The sequence below is a fragment of the Aeromonas sobria genome (genome assembly GCF_000820145.1).
Taxonomy (GTDB): domain Bacteria; phylum Pseudomonadota; class Gammaproteobacteria; order Enterobacterales; family Aeromonadaceae; genus Aeromonas; species Aeromonas sobria.
Genome location: NZ_CDBW01000041.1, coordinates 1 through 14,806 on the forward strand (window position 1 = coordinate 1; position 14,806 = coordinate 14,806).

General features: G+C 58.5%; 11 protein-coding genes. 2 read left to right on the forward strand and 9 right to left on the reverse strand.

The genetic code is table 11. The features are described 5' to 3' along the window. Positions 1–91: 91 nt before the first annotated feature. The 5 genes from yfaE to ubiG form a co-directional block, all read right to left on the reverse strand. Positions 92–412, reverse strand: a complete 321-nt coding sequence (gene yfaE, locus BN1135_RS17275) for a class I ribonucleotide reductase maintenance protein YfaE (RefSeq protein ID WP_042023181.1) — start codon at positions 410–412, stop codon at positions 92–94. A gap of 73 nt (positions 413–485) precedes the next feature. Beyond that, positions 486–1,619, reverse strand: coding sequence for a class Ia ribonucleoside-diphosphate reductase subunit beta (gene nrdB / locus BN1135_RS17280; protein ID WP_042023182.1), 1,134 nt, complete (start codon positions 1,617–1,619; stop codon positions 486–488). Positions 1,620–1,701: 82 nt separating this feature from the next. Then, entirely contained in the window at positions 1,702–3,969 is a 2,268-nt protein-coding gene (gene nrdA / locus BN1135_RS17285; protein WP_042023186.1) for a class 1a ribonucleoside-diphosphate reductase subunit alpha, read from the reverse strand. 645 nt (positions 3,970–4,614) lie between these two features. Further along, complete coding sequence (locus BN1135_RS17290) at positions 4,615–5,310, reverse strand: HAD family hydrolase (protein WP_042023189.1); 696 nt, start codon at positions 5,308–5,310, stop codon at positions 4,615–4,617. Then, positions 5,310–6,026 (reverse strand): bifunctional 2-polyprenyl-6-hydroxyphenol methylase/3-demethylubiquinol 3-O-methyltransferase UbiG, encoded by a 717-nt coding sequence (gene ubiG / locus BN1135_RS17295; RefSeq protein WP_042023190.1) that lies wholly within the window; start codon positions 6,024–6,026, stop codon positions 5,310–5,312. Before ubiG ends, BN1135_RS17290 begins: the two co-directional genes overlap by 1 nt. 200 nt (positions 6,027–6,226) lie before the next feature. On the opposite strand from ubiG, the gene gyrA reads away from it, so the two are divergent. Continuing rightward, positions 6,227–9,010 carry a DNA topoisomerase (ATP-hydrolyzing) subunit A gene (gene gyrA / locus BN1135_RS17300; RefSeq protein WP_042023193.1) on the forward strand — a complete coding sequence of 928 codons (2,784 nt, stop codon included), beginning with the start codon at positions 6,227–6,229 and terminating at the stop codon, positions 9,008–9,010. Between the two features lie 119 nt (positions 9,011–9,129). Here the strand turns inward: gyrA and BN1135_RS17305 are convergent, their stop codons facing one another. Together BN1135_RS17305 and BN1135_RS17310 are read right to left on the reverse strand one after the other, a co-directional pair. Then, positions 9,130–10,527 carry an alpha-amylase family protein gene (locus tag BN1135_RS17305; RefSeq protein ID WP_042023195.1) on the reverse strand — a complete coding sequence of 466 codons (1,398 nt, stop codon included), beginning with the start codon at positions 10,525–10,527 and terminating at the stop codon, positions 9,130–9,132. Between the two features lie 559 nt (positions 10,528–11,086). Then, complete coding sequence (locus BN1135_RS17310; protein WP_042023198.1) at positions 11,087–12,142, reverse strand: PA0069 family radical SAM protein; 1,056 nt, start codon at positions 12,140–12,142, stop codon at positions 11,087–11,089. 174 nt (positions 12,143–12,316) lie between these two features. Here BN1135_RS17310 and BN1135_RS17315 point away from each other — a divergent pair, with 174 nt between their 5' ends. After that, positions 12,317–12,913: a tetratricopeptide repeat protein gene (locus BN1135_RS17315; RefSeq protein ID WP_042023200.1), complete on the forward strand. Its 597-nt coding sequence runs from the start codon at positions 12,317–12,319 to the stop codon at positions 12,911–12,913. A 97-nt stretch (positions 12,914–13,010) separates the two neighbouring features. Here BN1135_RS17315 and BN1135_RS17320 read toward each other — a convergent pair whose 3' ends face one another. Together BN1135_RS17320 and mnmH are read right to left on the reverse strand one after the other, a co-directional pair. Beyond that, positions 13,011–13,655 (reverse strand): MBL fold metallo-hydrolase, encoded by a 645-nt coding sequence (locus BN1135_RS17320; RefSeq protein ID WP_042023202.1) that lies wholly within the window; start codon positions 13,653–13,655, stop codon positions 13,011–13,013. Between the two features lie 31 nt (positions 13,656–13,686). Further along, positions 13,687–14,802 carry a tRNA 2-selenouridine(34) synthase MnmH gene (mnmH, locus tag BN1135_RS17325; protein ID WP_042023204.1) on the reverse strand — a complete coding sequence of 372 codons (1,116 nt, stop codon included), beginning with the start codon at positions 14,800–14,802 and terminating at the stop codon, positions 13,687–13,689. Positions 14,803–14,806: the final 4 nt, after the last annotated feature.

Sequence of the window (14,806 nt, forward strand, 5' to 3'; positions counted from 1 at the left end):
CCATATTCAGGACGGGACAGAAGAGACAAAAAAGCCGCCGGATTGCTCCGGCGGCTTTTTACTGTGTGCGAGTTGCCAGCTTGTGGCGGTCTCAGCCCTTCTGGATATCCAGTCGGATGGCTCCAACCGGTTTACAGCAGCAGGGCAGGCACTCGCCTTGAGAGACAAAGGCGAGCGGCACCGCAGGGTAGTGTACCTTGCCGGCAATCAGCGGCGTGCGGCAGGCGCCACAGTAGCCGCTGCGGCACTGGAACTCCACATGATGGCCGTGGCGCTCCAGGGTTTCCAACACGCTCTCACCAGGATGGGCGTGCAGCACCCCATCCCGGGTATGTACCCGTGGCGCCACGACTGCGTGCTGTTCAGCCGCCGTGTGCAGGGCCGTGGTCAGCGTGTTGGTGGCGTCACTCACAGCTCGAAATCACCGAGATCATCGGCATGCATTTCGCTGTCAATCTGGCCGACCAGCATATCAGGTAGCTGACTCACAGCTCGAAGTCACCGAGATCATCGGCATGCATTTCGCTGTCAATCTGACCGACCAGATAGGAGCTGACTTCCACTTCCTGCGGCGCGACCTGGACGTTGTCGGATGACAACCAGGTGTTGATCCAGGGGATCGGGTTTTGCTTGGCCCCGGCAAAGGCCGGTTGCAGGCTGACGGCGGCCATGCGCAAGTTCGTGATGTACTCCACGTACTGGCAGAGAATGTCTTTGTTCAGGCCGATCATGGAGCCGTCCTGGAACAGGTACTCAGCCCACTCTTTCTCCTGGATCGCCGCTTCCTTGAAGATCTCGAAGCAAGCCTGCTCACATTCAGCCGCAATCTCGGCCATCTCGGGGTCATCCTGACCGGTGCGCATCAGGTTCAGCATGTGCTGGGTGCCGGTGAGGTGCAGGGCTTCATCACGCGCGATCATCTTGATGATCTTGGCGTTGCCTTCCATCAGTTCACGTTCGGCGAAGGCAAAGGAGCAGGCGAAGCTGACGTAGAAGCGGATCGCCTCCAGTGCATTGACGCTCATCAGGCACAGGTAGAGCTTCTTCTTGAGCTCACGCAGGGTGATGGTCACCTCGCGGCCTGCGACTGTATGGGTGCCGGCACCGTGCAGGTTATAGAGGGCGGTCGACTCGATCAGATCGTCGTAGAAGCAGCTGATAGAGCCAGCGCGCTTCAAAATCTGCTCGTTGGCCACGATATCGTCAAACACCTGACCCGGGTTATTGACGATATTGCGGATGATGTGGGTATAGGAGCGGGAGTGAATGGTCTCCGAGAAGGCCCAGGTTTCAATCCAGGTTTCCAGCTCCGGGATGGAGACCAGCGGCAGCAGTGCCACGTTCGGGCTGCGGCCCTGAATAGAATCCAGCAGGGTCTGGTATTTCAGGTTGGAGATGAAAATGTGCTGCTCGTGGGGCGGCAACGCCTGATAGTCGATACGGTCGTGGGAGACATCGACCTCTTCCGGACGCCAGAAGAAGGAGAGCTGCTTTTCGATCAGCCGTTCAAAGATTTCATGTTTTTGTTGATCATAACGGGCCACATTGACCGATTGGCCAAAAAACATCGGCTCTTTGAGCTGGTCGTTTTGGGTTTGGCAGAAAGTTGAATAGGCCATGATTACCAGAATCTATTGAAGTGATGAAACGGGAGAGCGGGAGCTTCATGCTCCCGCCCGGTTAATCAGATCTTGCCGTGACTTAGATTTTGCAAGCCCCGCCAGCGCAACCGTCATCTTGTATGTCGGCTTGTGCATCATCCGCACCATCACGGGTGTTGTGATAGTAAAGGGTCTTGAGGCCATATTTGTAGGCGGTCAGCAGATCTTTGAGCAACTGCTTCATCGGTACCTTGTTGCCTTCGAAACGGGCCGGGTCGTAGTTGGTGTTGGCGGAGATCGCCTGATCCACAAACTTCTGCATGATACCGACCAGCTGCAGATAGCCGTCGACGCTCGGTTGCTTCCAGAGCAATTCGTACTGATCTTTCAGGCGATCATACTCGGGCACCACCTGCTTGAGAATACCGTCTTTGGATGCCTTGACCGAGACCAGGCCGCGCGGCGGCTCGATGCCGTTGGTGGCGTTGGAGATCTGGCTGGAGGTCTCGCTCGGCATCAGGGCGGTCAGGGTGGAGTTGCGCAGACCCACGATTTTAATCTCTTCACGCAGGGATTCCCAATCCAGATGCAGTGGCTCGTTGCACAGCACATCCAGATCCTTTTTATAGGTATCGATGGGCAAAATGCCCTGGGCGTAGGTGGTCTCGCCAAACAGCGGACAGGGGCCGAACTCGCGGGCCAGCTGCACGGAGGCTTTCAGCAGGTAGTACTGAATGGCCTCGAAGGTGCGGTGAGTCAGCGCCAGACCGGAGCCGTCGGAGTAACGGGCACCGTTTTTGGCCAGGTAGTAGGCGTAGTTGATGACGCCGATCCCCAAGGTGCGACGACCCATGCTGCCCTTTTTGGCAGCGGCAATCGGGTAGTCCTGATAATCGAGCAGGGCATCAAGGGCCCGGACCGCCAGCTCGGCCATCTCTTCCAGATCTTCCAGCTTCTCGATGGTACCCAGGTTGAAGGCGGAGAGGGTGCACAGGGCAATCTCGCCGCTCTCGTCGTCGATGTTGTTAAGCGGCTTGGTCGGCAGCGCAATCTCGAGGCAGAGGTTGGACTGACGCACAGGCGCCACGCTCGGATCAAACGGGCTGTGGGTGTTGCAGTGATCGACGTTCTGGATGTAGATGCGACCGGTACCGGCGCGCTCCTGCATCATCAGGGAGAACAGGTCCACCGCTTTCAGGGTCTTCTTGCGAATGGCCGGATCCTGCTCGTACTTGACGTAGAGCGCTTCAAACTTGTCCTGATCCGCGAAGAAGGCATCGTACAGACCCGGTGCATCGGACGGGGAGAACAGGGTGATGTCGCCACCCTTGATCAGGCGCTGGTACATCAGCTTGTTGATCTGTACCCCGTAGTCCATGTGACGGACCCGGTTCTCTTCCACGCCGCGGTTGTTCTTCAGCACCAGCAGGCTCTCTACTTCGGTGTGCCACAGCGGATAGAACAGGGTGGCCGCACCGCCACGCACGCCGCCCTGGGAGCAGCATTTGACCGCAGTCTGGAAGTATTTGTAGAAGGGGATGCAACCGGTGTGGAAGGCTTCGCCACCACGAATGGGGCTACCCAGACCACGGATGCGACCGGCGTTGATGCCGATACCGGCGCGCTGGGAAACATAACGCACGATGGAGCTGGCGGTGGCGTTGATGGAATCCAGGCTGTCATCACACTCGATCAGCACGCAGGAGCTGAACTGGCGGGTTGGAGTACGCACGCCGCTCATGATCGGGGTCGGCAGGGAGATCTTGAAGGTCGAGACCGCATCATAGAAGCGCTTGATGTAGTCCAGACGGGTATCTTTCGGATACTTGGAGAAGAGGCAGGCCGCTACCAGGATGTAGAGGAATTGCGGGCTCTCGTAGATCTCGCCGGTGACGCGGTTCTGCACCAGATACTTGCCTTCCAGCTGCTTGACCGCCGCATAGGAGAAGTCCATATCGCGCCAGTGATCCAGATGGGTGTTCAACTCATCGAACTCGGCCTGGCTGTAGTCTTCCAGCAGGTGCTTGTCATATTTGCCCATGTCCACCAGACGGGCGACGTGCTGGTAGAGGTGGGGCGGTTCGAACTGGCCATAGGCCTTCTTGCGCAGGTGGAAGATGGCCAGACGGGCTGCCATGTACTGGTAGTCCGGGGTCTGCTCGGAGATGAGGTCTGCCGTCGCCTTGATGATGGTTTCGTGAATGTCGGCGGTACGGATACCGTCATAGAACTGGATGTGGGATTTGAGCTCTACCTGAGAGACCGACACGTTGTCGAGCCCTTCGGCGGCCCAGTCCAGCACGCGGTGAATTTTATCCAGATCGATGGGTTCTTTGTGTCCGTTACGCTTCGTCACAAACAAATTCATTGGCTGATGACCTTCAGTTGATTCCCGAAAAACCATCGCACAATGCTACTTCCCACGCCCCGGCAGTGTACGGGAGTTGGGTAGAGATTGTGCGATGAATCACAAGATGTAGTGTTATTTTGATTTCGAGCTACAAGATAGTGAGGTCGGCCGCTCATTGCAATGTGTGGATAACCTGCTTGCTGTGGATAAATTGTGAGTCTTGGGCTCTGTGTTAGTGACCGCTCACAGTGAGCGGGTTTTCATTCGTCCGCTCCGCTAAATGCAAGTCTCCCGAGCGAAGATGGAAAATTTAAATAAGTTTTTTTGCTTGCGAAAAGAGGGTCTTTTTACTAGCAAACCTGTGCTGATTATCCCTTGTGCAACAAGGGTCAAAAGCTGTCCAGTTGTGGCATTGACGTAGCGAAGTCGGCCACAAGATGTGTACTGTATCTGCAATATTCATGATGGCTATGCAACATTCGAAAATTCCTCGTATGAGTACCCATCATCGATAAAGCTGTATGCGCCATCCATCAATACGCTCACCGCGACGACGTCGTGACCAGATGATAACGTGACAAGATGATGGCGTGACCAGATGACAGCCCATTGCACCGTGAGTAAAAAGGGTGGTTGGCGACATAACCACCCTTGGCCGGCTCATCAGGCTCTGGTCGTCAACTCATAGCGCAGCCAGTGATGCAGGGCCTGCACTGTGTCGAATTGCAGATCCGCCCCCCACTCGGCGGGATCCTCGTCATCACCAAGATAACCCCAACCGGCCACGGCGGTACGCATGCCGGCATTACGGCCCGCTTCGATGTCCCGCACATGATCCCCCACATAGAGGCAGTGTGCCGCCTCAATTCCCAGCTTGTCGCAGGCAAAGTACATGGGGGCGGGGTCGGGCTTGCGCACCGGCAGGGTATCGGCACTGACCGTCACTCCACAGCTGGCAAGTTCCGGCAGCGCTGCCAGCAGCGGCTCGGTGAGAAAGCCCGGCTTGTTGGTGACTATGCCCCAGGGCAGCTGTTTTTCATCCAGCCACTCGATAAGATCCACCATTCCTTCGTAGGGGCGGGTGCCGACGCAGAGGTTGGCAGCGTAGTAATCGAGCAGGGCGGTGCGAAGCCGTTGGCTGCCCAGCTCTTCGAGCAGCTCATTGCCAAGACCGGCTTTGAGCAGCCCGAGCGCCCCGTTGGAAGTGGTCTGGCGGATGATGGCGTCAGAGAGCGGGGCAAAGCCTTCGCTTACCAGCACATGGTTGACCGCAGCCCCCAGATCGGGGGCCGTGTCGAGCAGGGTGCCGTCGAGATCGAACAGCACGCAGCGAAGGGGCATGGGGTGAGGGGCGCTCATCAACCGTGCTCCGGGCGGACAAACTCCACCATATAGTTGACATCGACGTTCTTGCCGAGCTTGAACTGGTTGCTGAGGGGGGCGAAGTGAACACCGCTCATATCCCGCACCAACAGCCCCGCCGCTTCTCCCATGCGACAGAGTTCGGCAGGGGTGATGAATTTTTTGTGATCGTGAGTCCCCTTGGGCACCATCTTCATCAGGTATTCGGCCCCGATGATCATCATCAGATAGGCTTTCGGGTTGCGGTTGATGGTCGAAACAAACACCCGGCCACCGGGACGTACCAGAGTAGCGATGGCGCGCAGCACGGAGGCCGGGTCCGGCACATGTTCCAGCATCTCCATGCAGGTGACCACGTCATACTGACCCGGCGACTCACTGGCATGCTGTTCGGCGGTCATCTGCTGATACTCGAGCTCGACCCCCTGTTCAAGGGCGTGCAGACGGGCCACTCCGAGCGGCTCCTTGCCCATGTCGATGCCAGTCACCTTGGCGCCACGACGGGCCATGCTCTCGGAAAGAATGCCGCCACCACACCCGATGTCGAGGATGCGCTTGCCAAACAGGCCGCCACTTTTGTCAGTGATCCAGTCAAGGCGCACCGGATTGAGTTGATGCAGGGGTTTGAATTCCCCTTCCATGTCCCACCAGCGGGAGGCGATGGCTTCAAATTTGGCGATTTCTGTCAGATCGACATTGGCATCACTGTTCATTTTTCATTGATCCTGTGGCAGGGCGCGCAGGTCGCAAAACGTGGGCGCAATCTATTGTCCTGGCGGGCATTATAACCAACGGACTTGGTCAAACCAGCCCGAGTTTCTGCCCGGATTTGTGGCTTAAGATATTTTGCTCGCTGTGTTACCATGTCGCGCTGTTTAAGCCAAAGAACAACTAATTAGGGATAAGGCTTTCTATGAGCGATCTGGCCAGAGAGATCACGCCGATCAACATCGAAGAAGAGCTCAAGAGTTCCTATCTTGATTACGCCATGAGCGTGATCGTAGGACGAGCTCTGCCGGATGTGCGTGATGGCTTGAAACCGGTTCACCGCCGCGTTCTGTTTGCTATGAACGAGTTGGGGAACGACTGGAACAAGCCCTATAAAAAATCGGCCCGTGTGGTCGGTGACGTAATTGGTAAATATCACCCGCACGGCGATAGCGCTGTGTATGACACCATTGTCCGGATGGCGCAGGATTTCTCCATGCGTTACATGCTGGTCGATGGTCAGGGCAACTTCGGTTCCGTCGACGGCGATAGCGCCGCGGCGATGCGTTATACCGAAGTGCGGATGGCTCGCATCTCCCACGAGTTGCTGGCTGATCTGGACAAAGAGACCGTGGATTGGGTGCCGAACTATGACGGCACCGAGATGATCCCGGCGGTCATGCCGACCAAGGTGCCCAACTTGCTGGTCAACGGCTCCTCCGGTATTGCGGTGGGCATGGCGACCAACATTCCGCCTCACAACCTCACCGAGATAGTCAATGGCTGTCTGGCGCTGATTGAGAATGGCAATCTCACCATCGATGAGTTGATGACCTACATCACCGGGCCTGATTTCCCCACCGGCGCTATCATCAACGGTCGTGCCGGCATAGTGCAGGCCTACCGTACCGGTCGTGGCTCTGTCTATGTGCGGGCCAAGGCCGAAGTGGAGGTGGACGACAAGACCCATCGCGAGACCATCATCGTTCACGAGCTGCCTTATCAGGTGAACAAAGCGCGGTTGATCGAGAAGATCGCCGAGTTGGTCAAAGAGAAGAAGGTTGAGGGCATCAGTGCCCTGCGTGATGAGTCCGACAAGGACGGCATGCGCATCGTTATCGAGATCAAACGCGGCGAGTCTGGCGAGATTGTGCTGAACAATCTCTACAAGCACACCCAGTTGCAGACCACCTTTGGTATCAACATGGTGGCGCTTGATAACAATCAGCCCAAGTTGATGAACCTTAAAGATATTCTGGATGCGTTCCTGCTGCACCGCCGTGAAGTGGTGACTCGCCGGACCGTGTTCGAACTGCGCAAAGCGCGGGATCGGGCGCACATCCTGGAAGGTCTGGCGGTCGCACTGGCCAACATTGACCCGATCATCGAGCTGATACGTCACTCCGACACCGCTGCCGACGCCAAAGCCAAGCTTGTAGCTCGGGGATGGGATCTTGGCAACGTAGCCGCCATGCTGGAAAAAGCAGGCGACGACGCGGCTCGTCCGGAGTGGCTGGAGCCAGAGTTCGGCATTCGCGAAGGAAGTTACTTCCTGACCGAACAGCAAGCTCAGGCCATCCTTGACCTGCGTCTGCACAAGTTGACCGGTCTCGAGCACGGCAAGATCCTGGAAGAGTATCAATCTCTGCTGGATCTGATCGCTGAGCTGCTGTTCATTCTGGCAAGCCCGGTACGGCTGATGGAAGTGATCCGCGATGAACTGCTGGCGGTGCGCGAGCAGTATGGCGACGAGCGTCGCACAGAGATCAACTTCTCTAGCATCGAGCTCAATACCAAGGATCTGATCACCCCGGAAGACGTGGTGGTGACCCTGTCTCACCAGGGTTATGTGAAGTATCAGCCGATCACCGACTACGAGGCCCAGCGCCGCGGTGGTCGTGGCAAGTCGGCTACCCGGATCAAGGAAGAGGACTTTGTGGAGCGTCTGCTGGTGGCCAACACCCACGACACCATTCTGTGCTTCTCCACCCGTGGCAAGGTCTATTGGCTTGAGGTGTATCAGCTGCCGGAGGCGTCCCGTGGCGCCCGTGGCCGTCCGATCATCAACTTGCTGCCGCTGGAAGAGGGTGAGCGCATCACCGCCATTCTGCCGGTCAAAGAGTATGCTGACGACAAGTATGTGTTCTTCGCCACCGCTGACGGTACCGTGAAGAAGACCAGCCTGTCTGCGTTCAGCCGTCCGCTCTCCTCAGGGATCCGTGCCATCAACCTCAAAGAGGGCGATGAGCTGATCGGGGTCGATATCACCGATGGCAGCAACGAGATCATGTTGTTCTCCGATGCGGGCAAGGTGGTTCGCTTCGCGGAAGGCAGTGGTCGTGCAGATGCCGCCGATGCGGATGTCAGCGATGATGTTGAGGCCGATGACGATAGCGCCATTGACACTGGCAACGACGACGCTGGCAACGACGACGATGCCGGCGAAGGCAACGACAACACCGAAAGCAAGGGCACCTTCAAGGGCGTACGCCCGATGGGTCGCACTGCCGGTGGTGTTCGTGGTATCCGTCTGCTCAACGGTGACAAGGTGGTTTCCCTGATCGTCCCCCGTGGCGAGGGTGCCATTCTGACCGCCACCGAGAACGGTTACGGCAAGCGTACCGCGCTGACCGAGTACCCGACCAAGAGCCGTGGTACCCAGGGCGTTCGCTCCATCAAGGTGGACGAGCGTAACGGCAAGGTGATCGATGCGATCCAGGTCGACGATACCGACCAGATCATGCTGATCACCAACGGCGGCACCCTGGTGCGTACCCGTGTTGCTGAAGTGAGCATCATCGGCCGTAACACCGGCGGTGTCCGTCTGATCCGTACCGGTGAAGACGAGACCGTGGTGGGCCTGCAGCGCATCGCCGAGAGCGATGAGGACGAGAACGACGTAGTGGCGGTTGACGGTGAGGTGTCTGAAGGCACTGATATCGCGCCAGAAGTCGGCTCGGCCGATGCTGAGGAAGCTGGGGACGAGTAATCGACCCCTGATTTCCTGGTCAAACGACCTGAGCGAAAAGAGCGACCCTGGTGGTCGCTCTTTTTATTTGTCTGCTTTTTATGGCGGTCAGCTGATAGCACGGCAGGGTGCTGGCCTGATCACTCCTGCAGCCACATTCTGGCGCTGCGGGCGGGAATGGCGACCCGTACCCACTGGCTCTGCACCTTGACCACGGCGCCTTGGTCGAGCACGTCCCGGTAGTTGCGATACCAGTTCATCTCGAACTTGGCGGTATCGAGCCAGTACTCCTGCTCATAGTCGCACTTGTTGATGCCGACCAGCCCCTGCTTGCCCCGTTTGAACAGCACGAAGCAGTCGCCACTGCCGACCAGCTGCATCGGCTGACCCTGCACTGTATTGTGGAAGCGGATCATCCCCTTGAGATCGGCGCGCTGGTAGTAATCCTGCCAGCGAAGTCCATCCTTGGCTTGGGTTTCGCCGTGATCCGAGTAGACCAGCGGCGAACCGCCGTCGCGGCCGAGTAGATAGGCATAGGCCAGCTTCTCGTCAGTTTGGCTAAGGATCTGATAGCGGAAACCATCGTTGGTGGGGATGTCGTGGGTCACGGCAAAGGTGACGGCGCGGCTGCCCGCCAGCGCCTGACCATAGGCCCCCGGATCCGCCAGCAGGTTCATGCTGCCGCCATACCCCAACGCCCCGCGCAGGGAGGCAAACAGCGGAAAGTCATAGGCACCCTGACCGCTGCTGTCGAGATAGGGTTTGAGGAAGCGCTCGTAATCGGTGCTGCCAGCGCCTCCTGTGGTGATCACCTCGCCAAAGACATGCATCCCCTGTTTGATCTCGGGGGTGAACACGGCATTGATCTGGTAATCGCTCATGTGTTTGACCGCATCGACTCGAAAGCCCGTGATCCCCATCCCCTTGAGCGCCTTGAGATAGGCCTGCTGCTGGCTCACCACCCAGTTGTTTGGATCAAGATCCGGCAGTCCCTTGTCACCGGCACCGCCACAGAGCCGCCAGTACTGGACATGGCCCGGATCGCTCCAGTCGCTGATGCACCCTTCGGGATGAAAATCGGCGGCGGCCAGCAGGTTTTGCCCCAGATCGCCAAACAGCTTCTGGCGCTCGAAATAGGCCGGGTTGGCGGCGTATTGGCGGAGCAATTCGTTGCCGGGGTAGTTGAGGTCCTGGCGCTTCCAGCTTTCGTTGGCCATGTGGTTGAGCACCACGTCGGCATAGACAGCGATGTCCCGCGCCTTCATGGCGGCGATCAGCTGCTCGAGATCCTGCTTGTTGCCAAGAGGGGAGTCGACTAGGCGCAGATCCTGCGGCTGGTAACGGGCCCACCACTCGTTGCCCGAGGATTTCAGTGGCGGTGAGATCAGCACCTGTTTGTAACCGGCCGACTTGATAAGGTCGGCTTTGGCCGTCACTTCACTGTACTGCCAGTTGAAGGCGTGCAGTATGACGTCGGCGTGCGCCAAGGGAGCGATCAGTATGCCTGCGATCGCCCATATTCCCGCTGTGTGTTTCATTATTGTGTCCCTGTTTTATACATGCCTGAATGGGCAAGCCAGCTTTGGCGGGAACAGGGTGGGCTGCAATCCACAACCTGCGGATTTGTGACCGCTTTCAGGATGATTTCGCCGAATGTGTGAGCTGTTGCTGCTTTTCCCCACCACGGTCAGTTGCCGCTTCACCAGTGATTCTTTGTCATTTCCCTGTCATCCCCAGCCGCTATCCTGCCGAGCGAGTGGTGCGCTGTTGCCATCACCGTCACCGTCAGGAGCTGCATATGACCAGTTGGATCACATGGGAAATTTGGTGGAGCCGGGTATGGGGCGAGTCAGAGGTTCCGCAGTATGGGGAAGATGAGCACCAAGTGGCCCATGAACCCTCGCGGCTGCCGGTTGAAATGGTGCAACAGCGGCGGGAGGATCGACGGGGTTAAGCTCTGGCGTTGCTGTTCTCAGGAAACACCATCGTCTCGCGAATGCCTGTCTACTCGGGAAACGCGGCTTTCCCGAGTGCTATTACGCGATATGGCAAGGCTGTTGACAGGCAAGGGATACCGCTTGCCTCAAACAGGCGGGGTTAGAAGAGCGACAGCTGCTCCCCGGGGCGGATAAAACCATCCTGCCTGAGCTGAATATGGCGTTTGCCAAGGCCAAGGCGTTTGCTGATAAGGCGAAAGCGCTGGGCCAGCAGATCGGCAAAGTGCCCCTCACCACGCATCCGCGAACCAAAGGCCACACTGTTGAGCCCGCCGCCCCGGCTGGCTCGCAGTTGATTCAGAATTGCCTCCTTCTGACCGGGATAGTGGGTATCGAGCCAGTCAACAAATAGCGGCGCCAGCTCGTGAGGGAGCCGCAGCAGGATGTAATCGGCGCAGCTGGCACCTGCCTCTGCCGCCGATTTGATGATCTGCTCCAGCTCCGGCTCATTGAGCCGCGGGATCATGGGGGCAGCCAGCACCCCCACCTGCACGCCAGCGCTGGCGAGCTTCTCGATCACTTTCAAGCGGCCTGCGCCCGTGCTGGCGCGGGGTTCCAGCTGTCGCCGCAGGGTTTCGTTCAAGGTCGTCACCGACACCATCACCTGACACAGTCCCTCGCTGGCCAGCTCGGTCAACAGATCGAGGTCGCGCAAGATCATGGCGCTCTTGGTAATGAGGCCGACCGGATGGCGGTGGGCCAGCATTACCTCCAATAGCTGGCGAGTGAGGCGATATCGCTGCTCGATGGGTTGGTAGGGATCGGTATTGGCGCCAATGACGATGGTCTGTGGCTGATAGGCCGGTTTGGTAAACTCCCGGCGCAGCAGATCGGCAGCATTGCGTTTGGCAAACAGCTTGCTCTCGAAATCGAGGCCGGGGGAGAGCTCCAGATAGGCGTGACTGGGTCTGGCATAGCAGTAGATACAGCCATGTTCGCACCCCTGATAGGGGTTGATGGAGCGACCAAAGGGAACATCCGGCGAGCTGTTGTAGCTGATGATGCTGCGTGCATCGATCTCTCGTACCTCAGTCTGGGGCGCCAAGGTGTTGAAGGCTGACTCCCACTCCTCGGATGCCCAGCCATCATCGACCGCCTCGACAAGGGGGCCGCTAAAACGGTGATCGATATTGTGGGGGCTGCCTCGTCCTGCCATGGTGCGCACCTGCACTGGTTATACATACAGTTATTTTGCAAGTGCGACGGAGAAATGACAACGATTGACTATCGGTGTGGCGTAAAAAGGGTATGTCACCGGGATCTGTTGCTTGATCGCAGAGCTACATTTCGTTTACATAGACGAAATGAGAACTGGATCACGGAAATCATCATGAGACCCACCACTTCCCGTTGGCTGTTTATCGGTCTGCTTGCCTTGGTTATCTGGCGTTTGATACCGCTCTCCACCGAGCAGGAGCTGGCGTCTGCCAACCGTGCCTGGCGCACCGGTCACTTTGAGGAGGCGACCCGGATCTGGTCACCACTGGCGGCGCAGGGGCAACCACGGGCACAGGCACTCATGGGCTGGAGCCATGAGGTGGGGCAGGGGAGCGAGCAGGATATGCAGCGGGCCATCAGCCTCTATCGCCAGTCGGCGCAGGCGGGGGATGCTTTTGGTCAATATCGGCTGGCAGAGCTCTATCTGCGCGGCGTCGGGTTAAAGCGGGATCTGCGAGAAGCCTTTCACTGGATGGAGCAGGCCGCCCGTAACGGTGATGTACCTGCCATGCTGAAAGTCGGTGTGCTTCATCTGATGGGGGCGAGCGGCAGAGTCGATTTGCCCCAGGCGAAACAGTGGCTCTATCAGGCGGCGCAAAAGGGCAACAAGCTGGCGCTTCAGGTGCTGCAAGAGCTGGCGCTGGCCGAGGAGGGGAGCAGTACCTTCGACTTCAACTGGCAGCCACTGCTCGGTGACATGACCTCTTAGCCACCTTTACCGCAGACGCGTGCAATGCTGAATTGAAGTGCTGAGGAAAAAGGAGTGGAAAATAAAGGCAGCGGCTGGTGACCGCTGCCTTTTTTGATCACCAGATAGGTTGGGTCAGATAGGGGTTGCTCACCTTCTCACAACCGAAGGTGGAGCTGGGGCCGTGGCCCGGGATAAAGACGATCTTGTCACCCAGCGGCAACAGGGTCTCGGTGATCGACTTGATCAGCGTACCGTGATCCCCACGGGGGAAGTCGGTGCGGCCGATGCTACCGGCAAACAGCACGTCGCCAACCCAGGCGAGTTTTTCAGCCTGGCTCAGCAGCACGATATGGCCCGGGGTGTGGCCGGGGCAGAAGTAGACCTCCAGCTCGCACTGGCCAACGTGTACCTTGTCACCCTGTACCAGCCATTGGTCGGGGCTAAAGGCAGGGGTATGGACGAAGCCGAACATCTGGCTCTGCTGGGGCAGCATGTCGAGCCAGAAGGCATCTTCCTTGTGGGGGCCGGTGATGGTGACGCCGGTTTTCTCCCTAAGCTCAGCCGCCGCACCCACATGATCCAGATGACCGTGGGTCAGCAGGATGTGGGTCAGGGTCAGCCCGCGCTTGGCGATGGCAGCCAGCAGTTTGTCCGCTTCGCCACCCGGGTCGATCAGCGCCGCCTGGTGGGTCTCGTCACACCAGATGAGGGAGCAGTTCTGGGCGAACTGGGTGACCGGGATCACCTCGAATTTCAACATGTGGGGTCCTCTTGTTGGAAAGGCGACGGGGTCAGCCCTGTTGCGCGTTGGCGTGCTGCTCGGCGAAGTAGTCGAGACAGGCTTGCTTGTCACCCCGGAACACGATGCGTTCCTGCTTGTTGCCAAGCTGGTAGAGATACATGGGGTCGTAGTAGCGGGTCAGCAGCAGGGTGATCCAGGCCAGATGCAGCTCGGTAGAGCCGCTGTTGGCCTGCTCGGCGAGGGCGGTCTGCATCAGGGCATCCAGCTCGCGGTGGGCCTGATCGCCGAGGCGGCGCTTGAGGCGAGCCAACGCATCGGTGAGATAGGCGGCAAACAGCGGCCATCCTTCTTCCTGGCCATACATCTCTTGATAGCGCAGCCAGAGATCGTGCACGTAATCTTCGCGGATCTGCTCGGCACGATCTTCCTTTGGCACATCCACCACCACCAGCGGTGCCTGACTCATGGCCTCATGGAGGGAGATAGGCAGGCAGCAGCGACCGATCAGGCGGCTCTCATCCTCCACCACAAAGGCGTGTTCGCCCTGATGGCGGCGCTTGAGCAGCTCGATGGCCATGTTGTTTTCAAAGTTGATGTTGCTGGGCTGGCCACCGGGCAGTTGACCAAACGACGAGCCCCGGTGGTGGGCGTGCCCTTCCAGATCGAGCGCTTGAGCCACATGGTCCAGCATATGGGTCTTGCCGGAGCCGGTCATGCCGGTCAACACAGTCCAGCGGCACTCGACGGAGGCCTTGTCCTGGGTCTCGATCAAAAAGCGGCGCAGCTCCTTATAGCCACCGGCGACGCGGGGGCGGGTGACCCCCGCTTCAGCCAGCCACTGTTGAACGGTTTGTGAGCGCAGGCCGCCGCGAAAGCAATAGAGCAATGCCTCGGGCTGCTGGCGCAACTGCGCCAGCCAGCCTTCGACTCGCTCGGCGCGTACCGCACCCCCCACCAGCTTGTGACCCAGCGCAATGGCGGCATCCTGCCCTTGCTTCTTGAAGCATGTCCCCACCTGGGCGCGTTCATCGTCGGTCATCAGCGGCAGGCTGGTCGAGCAGGGGAAGGCCCCCTCCTTGAACTCGATGGGGGCGCGCACATCAATCAAGGGCACATCGCCTAAAAAAATCTGGGCGTAGTCGGTGGCCAGCGGCAATTCACTCATTGGG

Bases quoted from the DNA above. Each gene is read 5' to 3' on its own strand.
- BN1135_RS17310 (WP_042023198.1), bottom strand. From the start codon at position 12,142: ATGGCAGGACGAGGCAGCCCCCACAATATCGATCACCGTTTTAGCGGC.
- BN1135_RS17305 (WP_042023195.1), bottom strand. From the start codon at position 10,527: ATGAAACACACAGCGGGAATATGGGCGATCGCAGGCATACTGATCGCT.
- nrdA (WP_042023186.1), bottom strand. From the start codon at position 3,969: ATGAATTTGTTTGTGACGAAGCGTAACGGACACAAAGAACCCATCGAT.
- BN1135_RS17290 (WP_042023189.1), bottom strand. From the start codon at position 5,310: ATGAGCGCCCCTCACCCCATGCCCCTTCGCTGCGTGCTGTTCGATCTC.
- ubiG (WP_042023190.1), bottom strand. From the start codon at position 6,026: ATGAACAGTGATGCCAATGTCGATCTGACAGAAATCGCCAAATTTGAA.
- BN1135_RS17315 (WP_042023200.1), top strand. From the start codon at position 12,317: ATGAGACCCACCACTTCCCGTTGGCTGTTTATCGGTCTGCTTGCCTTG.
- nrdB (WP_042023182.1), bottom strand. From the start codon at position 1,619: ATGGCCTATTCAACTTTCTGCCAAACCCAAAACGACCAGCTCAAAGAG.
- mnmH (WP_042023204.1), bottom strand. From the start codon at position 14,802: ATGAGTGAATTGCCGCTGGCCACCGACTACGCCCAGATTTTTTTAGGC.
- BN1135_RS17320 (WP_042023202.1), bottom strand. From the start codon at position 13,655: ATGTTGAAATTCGAGGTGATCCCGGTCACCCAGTTCGCCCAGAACTGC.
- gyrA (WP_042023193.1), top strand. From the start codon at position 6,227: ATGAGCGATCTGGCCAGAGAGATCACGCCGATCAACATCGAAGAAGAG.